The sequence below is a fragment of the Nostoc parmelioides FACHB-3921 genome, assembly GCF_014696625.1.
GTDB lineage: Bacteria > Cyanobacteriota > Cyanobacteriia > Cyanobacteriales > Nostocaceae > Trichormus > Trichormus parmelioides.
This window is the reverse complement of the sequence record NZ_JACJQL010000014.1, coordinates 1-18,389: the sequence shown is the minus strand read 5'-3', so window position 1 is coordinate 18,389 and position 18,389 is coordinate 1. Positions and strand designations below refer to the sequence as shown.

The window sequence follows — 18,389 nt, the reverse complement described above, 5'->3', positions numbered from 1 at the left end:
GGAGACAGATTATGGTTTCATTTGATGTCACAAAAGCTCCTGGTGTTTACGTTTTTGAGGAAAAATCATCTGCTCCAATTGCTGGTGTAGGAACCAGTACAGCAGGATTTATTGGCATTATTTCATCTGAAAAAGTGGTGGCTAATTCAGAGAACAAAAGAACAACAAGTAGCGGAGCAGCTATAATTGGGGAAAAACTAGCGCAGGATATTACAGTTCAAATTACAGACAAAAATATTCCACAAGGTGCGCTAAGTGAGCTAAATGCAAAAATCATCAAAGCAAGCTCAAATGTTAAAACAATCACGGTAGAACAAATAGTAAATATTAGTGAATCTAATGATGCTAAATTGGACGAATTGATTGATAAACGTGTAAATGAAACTTTAACGCTTCATCTCGATGTAGAGAAACCAACTATATTAAAACCAGGAGATCCTATTTCTAAGACTTTTCAGGGCAAACTCAAACAAGCATTGGGTGATAAAATAACGATTAAAATGCAACAAGAATTACAAGTAGAAAATCAGGGAGAAGTGTCATTAGCCAATAAACTTCTATTAGTGCCTGTTAAGGTTGAATCTGCATCTATCACATATAAGAAGGATACTGTCATTGATGATGATTTAGCCAATTTGCTTGTAGAATTTCCTCCAATTAAAGGCGAGTCAATTAATTCTAAAGAGGCTAAACTCTGTACTAACTTTAGTGAGTTTAAGAAGCATTTTGGTGATTTCTCTGCCTTACTAGAACATAACCGCTTTGTCCATGCAGTATCTGGCTTTTTCAAAAATGGCGGCACTCGATGTTTTGTCATAGTAATTAATTCAAACGGCGAGATTAAAGATGCTCTAGAAAAATTTGAGGCGATTGATGAAATTGCCATCGTAGCGGCTCCAGGTATAACAGATTCAACGATCCTCTCAGAGATTGATATCCACTGCCGACAAACAACTCAAGATCGAGTCGCAATTTTTGATGGGCCAGAAAAATTGGACAACTTGGAGGGCTTTGAGCCAAATAAAGAAGTTAGTGTTGCAGACAAAAAATTAACATTACCCGCAAAATCAGATTACGCTGCACTATATTACCCCTGGATTCAGGTTTACGATTCAGCCAGCAATAAAAATATCAATGTGCCGCCTAGCGGTCATATTGCGGGAATTTATGCGCGGGTTGATAGTCAGCGAGGTGTGTTCAAAGCACCTGCCAATGAACCAATCTTTGGCGCTCTAGGTGTAGCTCACAAAATCAGCAAACGGCATCAAGATGGCTTGAACTCTCAAGGAGTAAACTGCATTCGGGAACTGAATGGCAGCATTTTGGTATGGGGTGCTCGTACCTGGGGTGGAAAAGATAATGGTGATTTCCAGTACATCAGCACGCGCCGCTTATTTAACTACATTCGTGAATCCATTGATGAAGGAACTCAGTGGGTTGTATTTGAGCCAAATTCCCCCGATCTGTGGGCGCGGATTCGACGAGAAGTCACTGCCTTTTTGACGACTGTTTGGCGTAGTGGAGCTTTATTTGGTAATACCCCTGAAGAAGCCTTTTTCGTGAAATGCGATGCCGAAACTAATCCCCCAGAAGAACGCAGGCTGGGGAAAGTTGTCGCTCAAATCGGGGTTTCTGTAGTAACGCCAGCAGAGTTTGTGATTTTCAGTTTGAGTCAACAAACAGGCAACGGTGGATCTTAGGCTGAAGGATAATTCAGTGTATTTTTCAATACCTTAGCCAAATTCATGATGCCTAATTTGTGATGTCTTATGTTGCGATCGCCCAGTCAAAACGGATCTTTCACCTCTCCAGGTGTGTATCTGGAGGAGATGTTCCTACCCCCACTCCCTGCATTTCTCACTGGAGTTCCTGTGTTTCTTGGGGTTGCTGATTTTAAAGAAAACAAAAATGGTGATGATCGCCAGCCTGTTAAATTGCGTCTTTGGACTGAATTTACATCAAAGTTCCAACAACTGGACAATAAGAGTTATCTTTACTCGGCTGTTCAAGGATTCTTCTTGAATGGGGGAATACAGTGCTATGTGTTACCTCTGTTGAGCAAAGACAAGCTCTCAGATGCACTGGAAATAGCAGAAGATATGACTGGCATTGATCTAGTCTGCGCTCCAGGATTTACAGACCCAAACGACCAACAAGCTATCTTAGAGCATTGTACCAAACTGGGCGATCGCTTCGCCATTCTGGATGCTCCACCTTCTCTAAATAGACCACAAGTTGATCTAAAAACCAATCTAGTAGGTTCTTACGGAGCAATCTATAGTCCCTGGATTCAAATTGAACAGGTGGCTAAATCTCAAAGCACTCAGTATGTTCCTCCCTGTGGGCATATTGCGGGTGTATATGCGAGGAGCGATCGCGAGTTTGGTTTCCATCGCGCTCCTGCCAACCTCATAATTGAAGGTGTTCTAGGTCTTGACCCAAATTCTGTACTTCAGAATACCAATGTTAACCAGATTCGCTCAGTACAGGGACGAGGAATTCGAGTTTGGGGTGCTGAGACTTTAAGCCCTGAAGACAACTGGAAGTTTATCAACGTGCGTCGGGTATTTATCACTGTCCAACGCTGGATTGAAACTACCCTAGCAGATGTTGCCTTTGAACCCAACGATTACAAGCTCTGGCTGCGTATTAAGCGGGAAGTGAGTACTTACTTGGAATCCCTATTTCGCAAAGGAGTTTTTCAGGGAAGAACCACGAAAGAAGCGTTTTATGTAAAGTGCGATGAGGAAACCAATCCCCTCAACCTACGCCAACAAGGGCAAGTCTTTACTGAAATTGGCATGGCCCCAGCAGCTCCTAGTCAGTTTGTTGTAGTGCGTCTAATTCATGACTCCACAGGGGTTAGTCTGATGCCTTCAGTGCCCTCAGAATCAAAAGTCTAAACGTTACAAAGAAGGTTTAAATATGCCTGCTATCAAACCTCCCCACCAACCCGATCCCTATTCTGGCTACAACTTTTATGTTGAGTGGAACGGCATTCTTCATGCTGGATTCCAGGAATGTTCTGGCTTAGGTTCTACCCAAAATGCTGGAGAGTACCGCGAAGGAACCGATCCGCCAACCAAGCGCAAGCTACCTGGATTAGTCTCTTACAGCAACATTACTCTGCGTCGGGGCATTACAAACAATGATGAGTTGTGGAAATGGCGAGAGAACGTCATGCGTACTGGCTTAGATCGGCGCAGTATTTCGATTGTGATGCTAGATCACACAGGTCAAGAAAAAATTCGCTGGAACCTGAGCAACTGCTGGCCGACTACTTGGAATGGGCCGAGCATGAATGCTACCAGTGATGAAACCGCGATTGAAAGCTTAGAGCTGGTGCATGAAGGGATATCAGTTGATACTTGGTCGTAATGGAGATGAATCTGGCTATGCAGCCCACCGAATTTGAATTTGTTCTTCCCCACGGCTTAATCGATGCCGAGGGAACAGTTCACCGCCAAGGCACGATGCGAATGGCGACAGCCTACGACGAAATTGCTCCCCTGCGAGATCCTCGCGTGCAGGCAAATCCTGGCTATTTGGTTGTCATTTTGTTGGCTAGAGTTGTGACTCGATTGGGAAATTTAGAGCAAATTACTCCTAAAACCATTGAGAGTTTGTTCTCGACGGATTTTGTCTATTTGCAGGATCTGTATCAACGCATTAACCAAAACGGGCATAGTCGCTTTCATGTCACCTGTCCCCACTGTGAGGGGGAGTTTGAAGTGGAGCCTGTGCCGGTGGGGGAGTAAGTTGCTACCCACTTGATCGCCTGCGACAGGAAGTAGCATACATTGCCTACCACTTTCATTGGTCTTATGACCAGGTAATGGCGATGGAACATCGAGAACGACAGCAGTGGGTAGCCGAGGTCGCCCAGATCAATCAGCGATTGAATGACCAAACAAATCAGCTTCGGAAATAGTCATGGTAAGTCTTAAACGTAGTGCCGCTTATAGTGCAGCTGGACAACTGCTCAACCAGATCAACCCCTGGATGAGCTACAACTTTTTTGTGGAAATTGAGGGGTTACTGGTGGGTGGCTTTACCGAAGTCTCTGGGATTAATAGTAAGATTAGCCTTCAAGAGTATGCTGAAGGCGGACAAAATAGTTTTACTCACCAATTTCCAACTCGGATTACTTACTCAAATTTGGTCTTGAGTCATGGGCTGACCTATATCGATTCCCTTTGGCAGTGGTATCAAGAGGTTAGTCAAGGTAACGTGATTCGGAAAAACGTCACGATTGTGTTGCTAAACCATATACAACTGCCGTTACAGACATGGACTTTCAAGGCGGCTTATCCCATAAGTTGGCAAGGACCCCGATTGAATGCGTTGAATGATTCCGTAGTGGCAGTAGAAAGCTTTGAACTGGTACACCAGGGTATTCAGCAGGAGCAGATAAGCTCTTAGCACTAATTCCCTGTCAAGCAATACGATAGTGAACTGAAAATGTCCCATTCCCCATCCTGGCAAGACTCAATTAACCCTCAATTGCTCCAGCGTTTAGCACGTCCCTTGGTGCAACCAGGGTTTATGGATCTGTCTTTAGGGTATCAATTGGTGAGGCGATCGCACCGCTTTACCCAACGTTTACCCCTGCTGGATTACGTAGGAAGACAGCGATCGCCCAAGCAGCAAGCTCTCAATACTCCACCTATCGTTTTTGCTACGCCAGTGGTTGCCACCTCTTCAACCACCGATAACAGCAATGCAAATATTCAGCATTCATTATCGCCATCAGTCAAAGAACTAACTCCCAAGGCACAGTCAGATTCACTACCGATCGTTCAACCAACTTTACCAGCCGTTCCCGCCGCAGCCGATGGGTTAATTCAGCGACAGATCATTCCTGGAACAACAAATCCCAATGGGGGATTTCAAACATCCGATTGGGAGTCTGCAACAAATTCCAGCAAAGCCAATATTGAGCATTCATTATCATCGTCAGTCAAAGAAATAACTCCCAAGTCACAGTCAGATTCGCTACCGATTGTTCAACCAAATTTAGCAGCAGTTCCCGCCGCAGCCGATGGGTTAATTCAGCAACAGATCATTCCTGGAACAACAAATCCCAATCAGGAATCTCAAACATCCGATTGGGCGTCTGCAACAAATTCCAGCAAAGCCAATATTGAGCATTCATTATCGCCGTCAGTCAAAGAACTAACTCCCAAGCCACAGTCAGATTCACTACCGATTGTTCAACCAACTTTACCAGCAGTTCCCGCCGCACCTGATGGGTTAATTCAGCGACAGATCATTCCTGGAACAACAAATTCCAATCAGGAATCTCAAACATCCGATTGGGAGTCTGCAACAAATTCCAGCAAAGCCAATATTGAGCATTCATTATCGTCGTCAGTCAAAGAACTAACTCCCAAGCCACAGTCAGATTCAGTACCGATTGTTCAACCAACTTTACCAGCCGTTCCCGCCGCAGCCGATGGGTTAATTCAGCGACAGATCATTCCTAGAACAACAAATCCCAATGGAGGATTTCAAAAGGTTATTGCCCCTCACTCATCTAGAGCAACAGAGAACAAAAGTCACCCTGCTTTTTCTAGTGCTGTCAGCGAAATACCTATTGTCAAAGTATCTTCCACTCTATCCAAACAATCAGTTTATAAACCTCAAGCATCTAACGCTGATGCGAGCGGAAAACTATTACGCAATCAATATTCCATCACTAAACAAGCTGTACCACATATACCATTAGTGGTACCTAAACAAAGAATATTAGAACCTAAGAAAAAAAAATCTATTCAGCACTCAGGAAGCTCTGAGGTGGTTAGAGTCTCTGAATCAATGCTGGTGCAATCTATTTCCTCAGATCAAGAAAATCCCGTTTTACCTCGCCGCATGATTTTAGCTGCTCCATTGGAAGCAACCCTTCCTGGAGTTCTGCAAACGCCATTAGTAGCCCACTCCAGCCATACTAACATTTCTCAATTAATAGCACCCCTGAATCAACAAAGGCTCACTGTCAATTCCTCAGAACCAAGCCAATCTCTGCCAAAAGTCTCAGCCGCAATAATACCGCAAATAGTCACACAATCCCCATTCCCAACAGAGGCAAACTATTCATCAAACCAAAAATCAAGTTCCATCAACATTGACCAAATTGCAGACCAAGTTGAACGCAAGTTAATGCGCCGACTGGTGGTTGAACGAGAGCGTCGGGGACAGAAAAGATGACATTTGCAAAACTAGAAATTTGGGCTGAAAGAGATCGTGTTGGCAATTACCAAAACGTATTTTCTGGCTCAGGGTTAGAACGAAAGCTTCCTGAGATTATGTTTAATCCTAGTGAAATTTCCTTTGAGAAGAAGGGGTGGAATCAAAAAGATAATCAAGCACTTGCTCCGACGGATGAGCTAATGTCACTCAACCTGAATCTGTTTTTTGATACTACCCTTACAGGCTACCCACCAGATAATGTACAACTCTACACTCGCAAGATTGTAAACTTGACCGAAAAACTATCGGGTTCAGACAGACCCCCTTTATGTCAAATCAAATGGGGTATGTTTGCTGGTCAAGGGAGCTTTATTATGCAGCAGGGTGTTTTGTTATCAGTGACAAAGCAACTCACTCATTTTATAGAAGATGGCACTCCTGTGAGAGCTAGGCTAAATTGTCAGTTTAGAGAATACCAAAGTCAGGATAAAAAAGCCAAAATTCAGAATCCAATTGACGATCCGATTCATGTAGTCCGGCAGGGCGAAACTCTAATTAGCATTGCTGCTCAAGAATATAACGACCCTACTTTATGGCGGCTAATTGCAGATGCAAATAACCTAAAAAATCCCCGTGGAATCACACCAGGGCAGGTGCTGACGATCCTCCCAAAACCTACAGAGAAGCGTACTTAGGAGGAACTATGGCAAATTTAACCAATATTCAACTTCTATCTCCTAGTTTTAAGTTTCTTATTCAAGGAAAAACCGTCGAAGGTGTAGCAGATACCGATATTTCTAGAATTTCAGTATTTGAAGATATTGATGTTCCTGGTATGGTAGAAATCTCCCTCAACAGTTGGGACTTAATTAATAACAAACTCACCTGGATAGATCATGCTCTATTTGATATCGGAAAAACCTTTGAAGTGCAAATGGGTTATGGCAGTCAATTAGGTAGTCTGCTTACTGGCGAAATCACCGCCCTAGAACCAGAGTTTGTGCAGAATGAAAATCCTAGAATAGTTGTCAGAGGACATGATTTTCGCCATCGCCTGATGCGCGGACAACAAACTCAGTCATTTACCAAACTTAAAGATAGCGACATTGCTCGGCAGATTGCTCAAAAACACGGCTTAACCGCAGATGTCAAAGATTCCCAGGTGATTCTCGAATATGTGTTGCAGCATAACCAAACCGATTTGGCTTTTTTGCAAAATCGGGCGCAGCGTATTGGCTATGAGGTGACTATCGACCATAAAAGCCTGAAATTTCACCCACGTTCTCATGCTTCCAAGCCAATACTCACACTTAAATTTGATGAGCAACTGACCGAGTTTTTCCCTCGACTCTCCAGTTTTTCTCAAGTGGGTCAGGTAGAAGTGCTGGGCTGGTCTCCCACCCAAAAGCAACCCTTGCGAGCTATGGCAGGGGTAGGTAAAGAAACCACCCGTATGGCAGGTAAGGCAACGGGTTCACAAGTTGTGAAATCAGTTTTTGGTGCGGCTCATAACAGCCTGGTAGATCGACCGATTTCCACGAAAGCTGAAGCCGAGCAGATTGCCGCAAGTTGGTTTAACGATATGGCACTTAGCTACATCGAAGGGGATGGGGTTTGTCTGGGTACTCCTGATCTCCATGCAGGTCAGGTGATTGACATAACTGGAGTTGGCAATCGTTTTAGCGGACAGTATTACGTCACCTCTGTTCGCCATACCTACGATCGCAATAGTGGATATAACACATCGTTTACGGTCAGGAGGAACGCATCATGATGGGTATGGCTTTATTAGCTGAAGAAGACCAGCGCGATCGCCTTTATGGTGTCATGATTGGCATTGTGACTAACAATCAAGATCCTGAAAATATGGGGCGAGTGAAACTCAAGTTTCCTTGGCTCTCAGACCGGGATGAAAGCTATTGGGCTAGGGTGGTAACTCCAATGGCTGGTGCTGGACGGGGGCTTTATTTTCTGCCTGAGGTGGAAGATGAGGTACTGGTGGCTTTTGAGCATGGTCAGGTGGAGTTTCCCTATGTGTTGGGCGCTCTTTGGAACGGAGTTGATAAACCACCTATCGATAATAAGAATGGTAAAAATAATCAGCGTTTAATTAAATCTCGCAGTGGTCACACCATCTTGCTAGACGACACTGATGGAGTAGAAAAGGTGATTATCCGCGATCGCACTAGTAAAAATGAAATCGTGATTGACTCTAGTCAAAACGCGATCGCAGTCAATAGCGAAAAAAACATCACCCTCAATACCAAAGGTACAATCACCCTCAAAACTAGTGGCGGTGATTTAGTCATTAACTGCAAAAATCTCAAGATTCAGGCTCAAGAGACTGTGGATATTCAGGCTCAGACCCAGTGTAAGGTGCAAGCCAATACTGCTATGGCTCTGAAATGTTTAGCTGGAGTCAAAATTAACGATGGGGCTCTGGAGGTACTCTAATGCCGGGATATATTCTACAAGCCAATACCCCAGTACTTTGCGCCCACGGCGGGCAGGCTAAACCGGCTGTACCCAATCCTCGGGTCAAGGTTATGGGGCAACCGGTGGTGACTCAACCCATACCCTATACCGTTTCTGCCTGCCCGTTGCCACCATCGGCTCCACCCGGCCCCTGTCTACTCGCTCAGTGGACTGTGGGGTCGCTGCGGGTGAAATCGATGGGACAACCGCTTGTGCTGCAAGATAGTCGGGCAGTTTGCATTCCTACGGGTGGCCCATTGAACATTCTGGTGACGCAAACACGGGTCAAAGCGATGTAGTGGAAACGAGAGGGCAAAATCAATGGCTGATTTTTTAGGAGTCGGTTGGACTGCTCCAGTTCAACTAATGCAAACAGGACAAATCGCTATGGCTAGAGAAGAAGATGCTATTCGTCAAGCGATTTTGATGATTTTGGCAACTGCTAAGGGCGAACGCATCATGCGCCCCGATTTTGGTTGTGGAATCCACGATCTAGTATTTGCGCCAAATACCCCTAGTACCATTGGTCAATTAGTCAGCGAGGTGCAGGATGCGCTGATTGAATGGGAACCCCGAATTGATGTGCTGGATGTAGATGCGCTGCCATTTCCTAGCGATCGCACTCGGATTCAAATTCAAATTAACTATCGGGTACGAACAACCAATAATCGATTCAATCTAGTGTATCCGTTTTATCTTCAGTAATGTGTCCTATGTCAGTACCACCGCCCAAAATTGATCAGCGAACTTACGATGAAATTGTTCAGCAAACCATAAAACTGGTGCAGGACTTGACTACATCGGTAGAGCCTTCTTTAGAAAATTTGCGTGATCGCACCTTAGCTGAGACTATTGTCAACTCACAAGGTCAAATCATTGCCACCAGAGGACGGCTTTTGAACACATCAGCAACATTTACAGAAGACGACTTAATCAAATTAATCCAAAGCATTAAAGAGATTTGTGCGGCTAAGAATGAACCAACGAAGGGAAAGGTAAAAGTTTATGGTTGGCAATGTAGTTCTACCCCTGACGCTGGGCTGGCTTTGATTCGCATTTTTGGGCGGATGGCAGCTTTGGTAAGCGATCGCCTTAACCAAGTGCCAGAAAAAAACTTTTTGGCGTTTCTTAATCTCATCGGGGCTAGATTAGTTCCGCCACAACCTGCCAGAGTGCCAATCACGTTTTATTTAGCAGAAGGCAGTACCACCGGAGCGATCGTTCCTACCCATACCCAGATTTCAGCTCCTCCAGCAGATGGTGAGGAGGATGAAGTGGTGTTTGAGACAGAGCAAGAACTGGTGGTTACTCCCGCAGTGATAGAGGCAGTTTGTGTTAAGGATGCTCAGGGAAAGAAGTGGAGCGATCGCACTCAGGCTGCAATCACCCCCAATACAGAATCGTTTGCAGTATTTAGTGCCGATAAATCAATAGAGACCAGTATTTACTATGCTTTTGATGATATTTTTGCGATTTCAGAAGAGAAGACTTTATTGATAGAAACAACTAAAACAACTAGCAATAATAAACCTGATTCTCAAGAGATGGCTGAAATTGCTGATTGGCAATACTGGAATGGAGAACAATGGGAATCATTACCATCTCAGGTTGATGAAAATAAAAAGAAAATTCCTAACAAAAAAGCGATTACCAAAAATTTGCATCCTCAATCTTACTTAGTAGAGGGGCAATCTAGACAATGGCTCAAAGCGCAATTGTTAGATAGTCAGACTCTTGATACTTTTCCTAAAAATATTAATGCAACTTTGAGCTATTCCAAAGCTCGACCGGATACTTGCTTTTATAATTCCATACCCATCGATTTTAACAAAGACTTTTACCTGTTTGGCGAGTATCCCAATCAATATGATGTTGTTTATATTGCTTTAGGTAGTTTGCCATCTCAGGGGAATTTAACGATAGAGCTTATACCCGAAACTAAAGATAGTAATTCGGTGACAGACTTATTAGCCAATTTAAACCTCCAGTGGTCTATTTCTAAGAAAAATAGTGGCTGGATTCCCCTTAAAAATACAAAGAATCTCCAATTTAATGAGATTCAATCAGATAAATCGGACAAAATTCAGCTTTCAACAATTGGTTCAACTGTTATTAACGGAGAAGAAAATATTTGGCTCAGGGCTATTATTAACAGCCAATCGAATAATAAAGCATCTTTAACATTTGCAGTATTAACCAAGCCTGTTGAGGCGAAACAAAAAGAAATAACTGTAACCTCAGTCAGGGGATTTGCACCTGGTGATTCTATTCAAATTCGGTCTGGAGATGATCAGGAAACTGTTAAGATATCAACTATTAAAATAGGAAATGTGCTGTCATTTGATACCGAATTACAGAAAACATACTCTTTAGGTGCAACTGTAATTCTTCAAGCATCTCAATCCAATAATTTAGTATTTAGCAGCTTAAAGTTGGAGTATAAGATTGAAGCCTATTATCTCACCCCTTCATATTACTATTCTGATTTTCGCTGCTTTACAGAAATTACTAACGCTACATCTGTATTGACAAATACTACTCCTAGTTTAGCACTTTATTTAGGTTTTAATCAATCCTTTAATAACCAATCAACTACCCTATTTTTTGAAGTGGAAACACCAAAGCTTTCAGAAAATAAAACAGTTGATAGTTTCTTAGCAGAGATTCAGTCTGCACAATTCGTCTGGGAGTATTCTGCATCCCATCAAACCCCCACTCAATGGAAGGAGTTTAGTGTGCGAGATAGCACCAATAACTTTTCTCAAACGGGGCTAGTGCAGTTTATTATTCCCAATGATTTTAGTAAAGCCTCGGAATTTGGCAAATCTCTTTATTGGCTAAGAGTTAGTAACAGAAATAGTAGTAGTTCCTATAATCCCCAACTACTTCAAATTCTGACCAATACCACCTGGGCTAGCCAAACCCTAACTCATCTTAACGAAATGCTGGGTTCAGGGAATGGTGAGCCAGGTCAATTTTTGCAAACCAGTCAGAAACCTGTTTTAAGCGGGCAACAGTTGGAGGTAAATGAAGGTAAATTGCCATCTCCTGAAGAAAGCAAACAACTAGAAGCGGCATCTGCTATCACCGGTGTTTACAATGATACGGGTCAACTTGAGGCGGTTTGGGTGCGGTGGCAAGAGGTGACTAATTTCTATGCCTCTGGTTCGCGCGATCGCCATTATATCTTTGACCGTCAGAGGGGAACTATCCAGTTTGGTGATGCTAAACAGGGAATGCCCCCACCCATTGGGCGCAATAATATTCGCATGGCGCGCTATCAAACGGGCGGTGGAGTGGGCGGTAACAGGGCGGCTCAAACCATTTCCCAACTGAAAACAACCATTCCCTATGTCGATCGTGCTGTCAATCAGTTAGATGCGGCGGGAGGAAGCAATGAAGAATCCCTAGAACAACTGAAAGAACACGCATCCAAACAACTGCGCCACCGTAATCGAGCCGTAACTGTACAAGATTTTGAAGATTTAGCTTATGAAGCATCAACGCAAGTGGCGAGAGCAAAAGCGATTCCAGCAGCAGCAAACAACACTTTTAACCCGCTAGATGATGCTAATTGGCTAGAAGTAAAAGATCATCAGAAAGAGAATCGCAATAATTTGGCTAAATACAACGCCCCAGAAATCAATGCAGGGAAAGTGACTTTGATTGTTCTGCCCCACAGTAAAGATGCCAAACCTGAACCCAGTTGGGGATTTTTACAACAAATTAAAACCTATCTCCAGGCTCGATGTGCCGCAACGCTTGATTTGCAGGTGGTTGGGCCACAATGGGTGGAAGTCATAGTAATAGTTACAGTTATTCCTGTTGATATTGGTCAATCCAATGCACTGCGGTTGGCAATTAGCCAACGATTAAAGCAATTTCTCCATCCCCTAACAGGTGGGTTTGATCGCAAAGGATGGGAGTTTGGGCGATATCCGCAAAAGTCTAGCTTATACAGGTTAATTGAGGGAATTACGGAGGTTGACCATGTACAAGAGCTATCTTTTGATTCTGTTACCCTCACACCTAACCAATTAATTTATTCTGGTCAACATGATATCACCTGTGTTTCAGATACTCGCTCTTAAAAATTAGTATTTCTATGACTTTACCACTCCCTAATTTAGACGATCGCACCTATGCCGACTTGGTAGAAGAAGCTCGTTCTCTAATTCCCCTAGAATACCGGGGATGGACGGATCATAACCCGACTGATACAGGCATCATTTTGATTGAGCTACTGTCATGGATTACGGAAACTGTTCTGTATCAGGTGAATCTGGTGTCAGACCAAAATACGGCGACGTTTCTCAATCTACTAAATCCAGAGGAGAAGCAAAACCTGAACTCAGAGGCTTTGCAGCAAAAAATCAAAGACACTATCCTCTCTCTCCATCAGCGTTATCGAGCAGTCACCCGTGAAGATTTTGAGAGGTTAGTGTTAGAAGATTGGCAGACGGCTAAAGAAAATAAAGACAAAGTAAAAATTATTCACGCACGCTGCATTCCTCTAAAAAACCTCACTTCAGTTAACCCAGCCAATCCCGAAGCTGGACACGTTAGTATAGTCGTCTTACCAGAAAATCTATTAGCTTTTGCCAAAAATAACAGTAATTCTATAGATAGAAATAACACTATTCAAAGTGAACTTAATAATAAATTGTGTGAACAGATTCATGATTTTCTCAGTCAGCGTAAACTTTTGACGACCAGACACCATGTTATAGAATCTGAACTCATCAAAATCGATATCAAAGCTCAAGTTTATTTGCAAGAAAAAGCATCACCTCAAACTGTTTCTAATTCTGCTCAAAAACAGCTTGAGGTATTTTTAGAAAATGCTGCTGATGGCAATGGTTGGCCATTTGGTCGCAGTGTTTATCTTTCTGAGATATATGGGATATTGGATGCTTTGACTGAAGTTGATTATGTTGATGGGGTTGAGATAAATAATAACCAAAATCTGACTAAAGTTGAATTGAAAAGTTATCAATTACCGCTTTTAGGAAAACTTAATCTGACTATTAATGTGAAAGATGGAAACGATTGGAAGGAGTTTAAAGATGCCTAGTAGCTATTCCACCTATTTACCAACGGCTTTACAAAACGATCCAATTATCGACGGCTTTCTGCAAGCTTTTGAAACGATTCTCAGTGGTTCAACGCCCGATAATAAGCCATCTATCATCACACAGCAGTCGCATCCCCCAGGTCTGGAAGCAGTTACTAGCATCATTTATCAATATTTTGACCCCGATCAAACCCCGGAAGATTTTCTTCCCTGGCTGGCGAGTTGGGTGGGGTTAAGTTTATGGGATGAGTGGGATGTTAAAGTGAAGCGATCGTTTATTCGCCAGATTGTACCACTTTACCAAAAACGGGGAACCAAAGAGGGTTTAAGCGGAATGTTGAAGCTTTACCTAAACTCTCCAAAAGAAGAAGTTAATATTTACGAGTTTGACCAGCCTGCTCATTATTTTCAGGTGCAGTTAACGCTAGGAAACCAAAATCTTCAGGAATACCGACGGAAGGAAAGAATAGCCAGAGCAATTATTGATCAGGAAAAACCTGCTCATACGTTTTATTCGTTCCAGATATTGATGCCTACCATGCAGATTTTTAAATCTGCTGACACAGCAAAAGCAAAAGGGAGCGTAATGCTCAAGCTGGGAGGGGAGGAGAGCTATGGCAATAGGACTATTTTAGGCAATCGCTCCGCTAGAGACATTAGTCAAGAAAAAGAGTCAACTTCAACAAATAGCAACTCTACTACTACACAGTAATTTTTAGACCGCAAATAATTTCAATAATTATCAGGACTCTCTTATGTCAGAAGACCTTTATAAACAACCGGATTACGTCACTAAACGCCTCCGCTATTTTGATGGACAGTTTTTAAGTGTCACAGATTTTATTGATGAGCAGAAATATCATATTGATCGCCAACGCAGGCTGGCAAGGTTTTTGCATATTTCTGGGGTTTTAAATGGGTTGGTGGTTGAAAAAGAAGGCACTAGTATCAAGATTAAGCCTGGTACTGCCATTGACCAACAAGGACGACAAATTTTGGTTCCAGAGGTGATTACAATTGCTGAGAATGATATCAAAACTAGTTCGGGAGTGGCTTTAGCTCAAAATCAGAGTCTTTTTTTAGTGCTAACTTACGCCGAAATAAAAATCGATGAACAGCAAGAGGTAGGAGCCAAGGATTCTACTCGATTTGAGGAGAAGGCAGAAGTTACATGGATGACTGACAATGATGCCAAGAATGCCGAAGGAGTTCAAATTGCTAAAGTCACCAAGAATGCTTCAGGTGCAATAAGTGTAGACCTTAGTGTTTGTCAATATTCAGGTTTAAAGGTGAAGGGCAACGTGGGGATCGGCACTCTTTCGCCTACAGCTAAGTTAGAAGTGGTGCAAAATGGTACTGGTAGTGTAGCTTACTTTGAGGGCAGTGAAAAGACTACAAGTGATGCCTTATATGTGGAGCAAAATGGCACTGGCAATGCCGCTTATTTCAAAGGTGGAAGTGGTGTAAAGATTGAGGGCAACCTCGAAGTTATAGGCACCACTAATTTAAGCCCTAGCCTGACTGCAAATAATAACAATGCAACCCTCACTGCTTTAAAGATCAGTCCAAGCTTTCAAGAAAACGGTAAAACGGGAGTCAAACAATATGGGCTGATTGTTGAGAGTGGGAATGTCGGTATCGGCACCACAAACCCAACAGAGAAATTGGAAGTCAATGGCGACATCAAAGTAAGTGGTCAAGTTTACATTGACAATTATGCTGCAAACCAATCCACTATATGGGAAATTTCTGTACAAGCAGCATCTGCTTATGAAATACCAGATGAGCTTGCTGCCGCGAACGACATGTATGACAAAACCGAACTTATTGCACCCCCACCTATCTTAAATATTGTCGGCGAAACAAACAATCTATTCGGCGATTCCACAAGAGGACTTAATACAATTATTATAGGTTGCTCAGGAATTAAAAAAAGGGGGTTTGATACCTATAATGATGGTGTTTCACAAGCTAATATTGCTTGGTCTAATTGGGCTGACTGGATCAATAGCAATGCGAATGATGAAGATATTGTAATAACTGCATCTCAAGACGCTTTGAGGAATGCGCCAGATGAAAATAATAATTCGGCTACTCAGCTGCTTAAAAGAATTAAGGCCAAGGAGGCTTTTGATGTGGAGAATAAAAATTTAAATTCTGTCAACAGATATCGCAGTGCTTATATTTTAATATTCATTAAAGGACAAGATACATGCAAAGAGACTAGCAAGAAATATACAACAAGTATTGAATTGTATAATCAAGATGTTCTTGCTACACTTGTAGTTAAATATAACGAACTTATCAAGAAGCAGTTGCTTAATTATGCTTTGGTTAGTCAAGAGAATGGTTTAAGACTAGTAAGAGGATCAATAAACTCTAATGGATATGTGAATGTGGGTAAAGGATTTTATGTCTTAAAACATAATCAAGGGGAGTATGCTATTTACTTTATGACTGGGTTTTCAACTACACCTACTGTTGTTGCAACACAACACTATTCAGGCAATAATAATTGGGGAGATAACACCAAGGATAACTGTGTTGTTACCTATGTAACTGTATCTCAATGCCGTATCATTTGCGGAAATGGTGATGGTAATAAAGCTGATAGAGATTTTGAGTTTATTGCAGTAGGATAGCTAGACGTATTAGTAGGGCAGTATTCCTATACTGTAAAAGTAGAAAAAATTATTGTCCCTTATTACTCTTACTCTTACCACCATCATGCGGGTTACAATCATTCCCTACAATCCCCTACTAAAAGAAAGAGCAAGAGAACTTCGCAAAAATATGACCCCCGGCGAAGTCACCCTTTGGAAACACCTGAAAGGAAAGCAAATGTGTGGCTACGACTTCGATCGCCAACGTCCCATAGATCAATTTATCGTTGACTTTTATTGTAAAAAACTGATGCTGGCAATTGAGATTGATGGTTCTTCTCATGATAGCCCTGAAGCGCAAGAACGGGATGGGGAAAGGCAAAGGCGTTTGGAGTCGTTGGGGGTGCGTTTTTTGCGGTTTCGGGAGGAGGAGGTTTGTTGTGATGTGGAGGGGGTTTTGCGGGTGATTGAAGATTGGGTTTTGACCCACCCCTAGCCCCTCCTGGGAGGGGAATGGGTTGCTGTGTTAAATAGGGGGGTAATTTGCGATTTTCAATATGGGGATTTGACCCACCCCTAACCCCTCCAGGGAGGGGAATAATTTGGACTTCTAACTAGGGGAATGGTTTGCGATTTTAAACTATAATTCACTAGTGTAAAAACCTCCGTATTTGCCCCTCTTGGGAGGGGTTGGGGGTGGGTATAACTCCTGTTTGGCAAAACAAATAATATGAAAGAACAACTGCAACAACGGCTACAACAACTTAAAACCGAATATGAATCTGGTCAAAAAATTCTACTAGAATTAGAAACAAGACAATCCAACCTCAGAGAGACCTTACTGCGGATTTCAGGTGCAATTCAGGTTTTAGAAGAAGCCTTGAGTGAAGCGGAAGCACCCAACTCTAGTGAGACTTTGCCTGTTACTGAAATCCCTGCAACGGCTCAAAGCATTGCTAACTCAGATTAACTTTATAGATGTGGTAGTCAAGATTACCTGATTTTTATGTTACGGAGCAAATATTGCGACTCTTAGGGGTAAATATTGCGATCGCCTTCAAGATATTCCTCATGGCCAGAAGTAGACGAGAGGAGACGCAAGCTAAGTTTGAGCTTTACCTCTTCATCTGTGATGACTGCTGGGAAAGGTTTTTAAGCAAATGATTCAAATGGAAATAAATTGCCTGAAAAGCTCATAGGGCATGGTTTTTATAAATTGTATAACTTTTTTATTTGTCAATATGACGAAGCCTTCGGAAATTATACAACTTTATTTTTTGAAGTTTAGGTGAATGCCAACTTAAATACAAGCTTTATAATCTCTAAAATTATACAACTTTTTTATATTTATACATTATCCTCCTGCACTTCTGGTAATACAAAAATATTTACTAGCTTCTCCGATTTTTCTACTTCTTGTCCTGGTACAGCAATACCAGCAAACTTAACATCATCAAACCAATTGACTAATTGCTGAAGATAGTTTTCCTTGGCAATCTGAAACCTTATACAATTATCTGTATTCTGAAAATAAGTTGTAACAAAAACCTCCATCCATGAATAAACATACTCAATTTTAATTTCTTTCATTTTTGAGTCAGCTAAAGCCGCTTTTTTGAAAACTTCAACTAAATAATCTAAATCAGGCTTTCCTTCATTTTTTAAAGGCCTCTGTAGCTCTGACAATCCTTGTTCTTTAAAAAAATTACATAAAAATTTTGGTATAAAGTCTGGTGGACAAGAATAAAATAATCGGCTTTCTTGCTTACAAGCTTCTATCGTTGCAGTTTTAATCGCCTTATCTAAATCACTAGGGTTAAGTTTGCTCGTAACACCACTCAGTAAAGCTTTAGAAACTTCTACTGTGACTAATTCTCCTACCCATGCACCAACCATTGCACCAATCATTATGATGGTCTCCACATAATTGATTTAAATGAATATAGCCTTTCTCAGTCTGGTGAAGTACAGTAACAAGAATGGGTAAACCAATTATAAATATCATTTAACGAAACTTGATTAAAAGCACTTTCAATTGCTTTTGCTAA

General features: G+C 42.1%; 19 protein-coding genes. 18 read left to right on the top strand and 1 reads right to left on the bottom strand.

Annotation, left to right across the window (positions count from 1 at the left end; translation table 11 throughout):
- Positions 1-11: 11 nt before the first annotated feature.
- From H6G14_RS11915 to H6G14_RS11835, 18 genes are all read left to right on the top strand, one after another.
- Positions 12-1,700 carry a phage tail sheath family protein gene (locus H6G14_RS11915; protein ID WP_242053414.1) on the top strand — a complete coding sequence of 563 codons (1,689 nt, stop codon included), beginning with the start codon at positions 12-14 and terminating at the stop codon, positions 1,698-1,700.
- Between the two features lie 129 nt (positions 1,701-1,829).
- On the top strand, positions 1,830-2,903 hold the full coding sequence (locus H6G14_RS11910; protein ID WP_242053413.1) for a phage tail sheath family protein: 1,074 nt from the start codon (positions 1,830-1,832) through the stop codon (positions 2,901-2,903).
- A gap of 22 nt (positions 2,904-2,925) precedes the next feature.
- A complete protein-coding gene (locus H6G14_RS11905; RefSeq protein WP_190567615.1) occupies positions 2,926-3,378 on the top strand; it encodes a phage tail protein in 453 nt (150 codons plus the stop codon).
- A 17-nt stretch (positions 3,379-3,395) separates the two neighbouring features.
- The gene (locus tag H6G14_RS11900; RefSeq protein ID WP_190567614.1) at positions 3,396-3,758 is read left to right on the top strand and encodes a phage tail assembly protein; all 363 of its coding nucleotides are present in this window, start codon (positions 3,396-3,398) and stop codon (positions 3,756-3,758) included.
- A gap of 20 nt (positions 3,759-3,778) precedes the next feature.
- Positions 3,779-3,931 carry a DUF6760 family protein gene (locus H6G14_RS34215; RefSeq protein ID WP_338421191.1) on the top strand — a complete coding sequence of 51 codons (153 nt, stop codon included), beginning with the start codon at positions 3,779-3,781 and terminating at the stop codon, positions 3,929-3,931.
- Between the two features lie 2 nt (positions 3,932-3,933).
- A complete protein-coding gene (locus tag H6G14_RS11895) occupies positions 3,934-4,422 on the top strand; it encodes a phage tail protein (RefSeq protein ID WP_190567613.1) in 489 nt (162 codons plus the stop codon).
- Positions 4,423-4,461: 39 nt separating this feature from the next.
- Positions 4,462-6,207: a hypothetical protein gene (locus H6G14_RS11890; RefSeq protein WP_190567612.1), complete on the top strand. Its 1,746-nt coding sequence runs from the start codon at positions 4,462-4,464 to the stop codon at positions 6,205-6,207.
- Positions 6,204-6,884 carry a CIS tube protein gene (locus H6G14_RS11885; RefSeq protein ID WP_190567611.1) on the top strand — a complete coding sequence of 227 codons (681 nt, stop codon included), beginning with the start codon at positions 6,204-6,206 and terminating at the stop codon, positions 6,882-6,884. Before H6G14_RS11890 ends, H6G14_RS11885 begins: the two co-directional genes overlap by 4 nt.
- Positions 6,885-6,892: 8 nt before the next feature.
- Positions 6,893-7,963: a phage late control D family protein gene (locus H6G14_RS11880; RefSeq protein WP_190567610.1), complete on the top strand. Its 1,071-nt coding sequence runs from the start codon at positions 6,893-6,895 to the stop codon at positions 7,961-7,963.
- Entirely contained in the window at positions 7,960-8,643 is a 684-nt protein-coding gene (locus H6G14_RS11875) for a phage baseplate assembly protein V (RefSeq protein ID WP_190567609.1), read from the top strand. The genes H6G14_RS11880 and H6G14_RS11875 overlap by 4 nt, the downstream gene beginning before the upstream one ends.
- A gap of 92 nt (positions 8,644-8,735) precedes the next feature.
- Complete coding sequence (locus H6G14_RS11870; protein ID WP_242053412.1) at positions 8,736-8,963, top strand: hypothetical protein; 228 nt, start codon at positions 8,736-8,738, stop codon at positions 8,961-8,963.
- Positions 8,964-8,985: 22 nt separating this feature from the next.
- Positions 8,986-9,369 (top strand): GPW/gp25 family protein, encoded by a 384-nt coding sequence (locus H6G14_RS11865; protein ID WP_190567607.1) that lies wholly within the window; start codon positions 8,986-8,988, stop codon positions 9,367-9,369.
- Between the two features lie 8 nt (positions 9,370-9,377).
- Entirely contained in the window at positions 9,378-12,755 is a 3,378-nt protein-coding gene (locus tag H6G14_RS11860) for a putative baseplate assembly protein (protein WP_190567606.1), read from the top strand.
- Between the two features lie 14 nt (positions 12,756-12,769).
- Complete coding sequence (locus tag H6G14_RS11855) at positions 12,770-13,738, top strand: baseplate J/gp47 family protein (protein WP_190567605.1); 969 nt, start codon at positions 12,770-12,772, stop codon at positions 13,736-13,738.
- Positions 13,731-14,450 (top strand): phage tail protein I, encoded by a 720-nt coding sequence (locus tag H6G14_RS11850; protein ID WP_199326137.1) that lies wholly within the window; start codon positions 13,731-13,733, stop codon positions 14,448-14,450. The genes H6G14_RS11855 and H6G14_RS11850 overlap by 8 nt, the downstream gene beginning before the upstream one ends.
- A 43-nt stretch (positions 14,451-14,493) precedes the next feature.
- Positions 14,494-16,380 carry a hypothetical protein gene (locus H6G14_RS11845; RefSeq protein ID WP_190567603.1) on the top strand — a complete coding sequence of 629 codons (1,887 nt, stop codon included), beginning with the start codon at positions 14,494-14,496 and terminating at the stop codon, positions 16,378-16,380.
- 85 nt (positions 16,381-16,465) lie between these two features.
- On the top strand, positions 16,466-16,837 hold the full coding sequence (locus tag H6G14_RS11840) for an endonuclease domain-containing protein (protein WP_190567602.1): 372 nt from the start codon (positions 16,466-16,468) through the stop codon (positions 16,835-16,837).
- A 234-nt stretch (positions 16,838-17,071) separates the two neighbouring features.
- Positions 17,072-17,311: a hypothetical protein gene (locus tag H6G14_RS11835; RefSeq protein ID WP_190567601.1), complete on the top strand. Its 240-nt coding sequence runs from the start codon at positions 17,072-17,074 to the stop codon at positions 17,309-17,311.
- A 377-nt stretch (positions 17,312-17,688) separates the two neighbouring features.
- On the opposite strand, the gene H6G14_RS11830 is transcribed toward H6G14_RS11835, so the two are convergent.
- Positions 17,689-18,249, bottom strand: coding sequence for a hypothetical protein (locus tag H6G14_RS11830; protein WP_242053411.1), 561 nt, complete (start codon positions 18,247-18,249; stop codon positions 17,689-17,691).
- Between the last annotated feature and the right edge of the window lie 140 nt (positions 18,250-18,389).

What these genes read in the sequence shown, in the direction of transcription:
- H6G14_RS11915 (WP_242053414.1), top strand. Translation starts at nt 12, where the DNA reads ATGGTTTCATTTGATGTCACAAAAGCTCCTGGTGTTTACGTTTTTGAG.
- H6G14_RS11910 (WP_242053413.1), top strand. Translation starts at nt 1,830, where the DNA reads ATGTTCCTACCCCCACTCCCTGCATTTCTCACTGGAGTTCCTGTGTTT.
- H6G14_RS11905 (WP_190567615.1), top strand. Translation starts at nt 2,926, where the DNA reads ATGCCTGCTATCAAACCTCCCCACCAACCCGATCCCTATTCTGGCTAC.
- H6G14_RS11900 (WP_190567614.1), top strand. Translation starts at nt 3,396, where the DNA reads ATGCAGCCCACCGAATTTGAATTTGTTCTTCCCCACGGCTTAATCGAT.
- H6G14_RS11895 (WP_190567613.1), top strand. Translation starts at nt 3,934, where the DNA reads ATGGTAAGTCTTAAACGTAGTGCCGCTTATAGTGCAGCTGGACAACTG.
- H6G14_RS11890 (WP_190567612.1), top strand. Translation starts at nt 4,462, where the DNA reads ATGTCCCATTCCCCATCCTGGCAAGACTCAATTAACCCTCAATTGCTC.
- H6G14_RS11885 (WP_190567611.1), top strand. Translation starts at nt 6,204, where the DNA reads ATGACATTTGCAAAACTAGAAATTTGGGCTGAAAGAGATCGTGTTGGC.
- H6G14_RS11880 (WP_190567610.1), top strand. Translation starts at nt 6,893, where the DNA reads ATGGCAAATTTAACCAATATTCAACTTCTATCTCCTAGTTTTAAGTTT.
- H6G14_RS11875 (WP_190567609.1), top strand. Translation starts at nt 7,960, where the DNA reads ATGATGGGTATGGCTTTATTAGCTGAAGAAGACCAGCGCGATCGCCTT.
- H6G14_RS11870 (WP_242053412.1), top strand. Translation starts at nt 8,736, where the DNA reads ATGGGGCAACCGGTGGTGACTCAACCCATACCCTATACCGTTTCTGCC.
- H6G14_RS11865 (WP_190567607.1), top strand. Translation starts at nt 8,986, where the DNA reads ATGGCTGATTTTTTAGGAGTCGGTTGGACTGCTCCAGTTCAACTAATG.
- H6G14_RS11860 (WP_190567606.1), top strand. Translation starts at nt 9,378, where the DNA reads ATGTCAGTACCACCGCCCAAAATTGATCAGCGAACTTACGATGAAATT.
- H6G14_RS11855 (WP_190567605.1), top strand. Translation starts at nt 12,770, where the DNA reads ATGACTTTACCACTCCCTAATTTAGACGATCGCACCTATGCCGACTTG.
- H6G14_RS11850 (WP_199326137.1), top strand. Translation starts at nt 13,731, where the DNA reads ATGCCTAGTAGCTATTCCACCTATTTACCAACGGCTTTACAAAACGAT.
- H6G14_RS11845 (WP_190567603.1), top strand. Translation starts at nt 14,494, where the DNA reads ATGTCAGAAGACCTTTATAAACAACCGGATTACGTCACTAAACGCCTC.
- H6G14_RS11840 (WP_190567602.1), top strand. Translation starts at nt 16,466, where the DNA reads ATGCGGGTTACAATCATTCCCTACAATCCCCTACTAAAAGAAAGAGCA.
- H6G14_RS11835 (WP_190567601.1), top strand. Translation starts at nt 17,072, where the DNA reads ATGAAAGAACAACTGCAACAACGGCTACAACAACTTAAAACCGAATAT.
- H6G14_RS11830 (WP_242053411.1), bottom strand. Translation starts at nt 18,249, where the DNA reads ATGATTGGTGCAATGGTTGGTGCATGGGTAGGAGAATTAGTCACAGTA.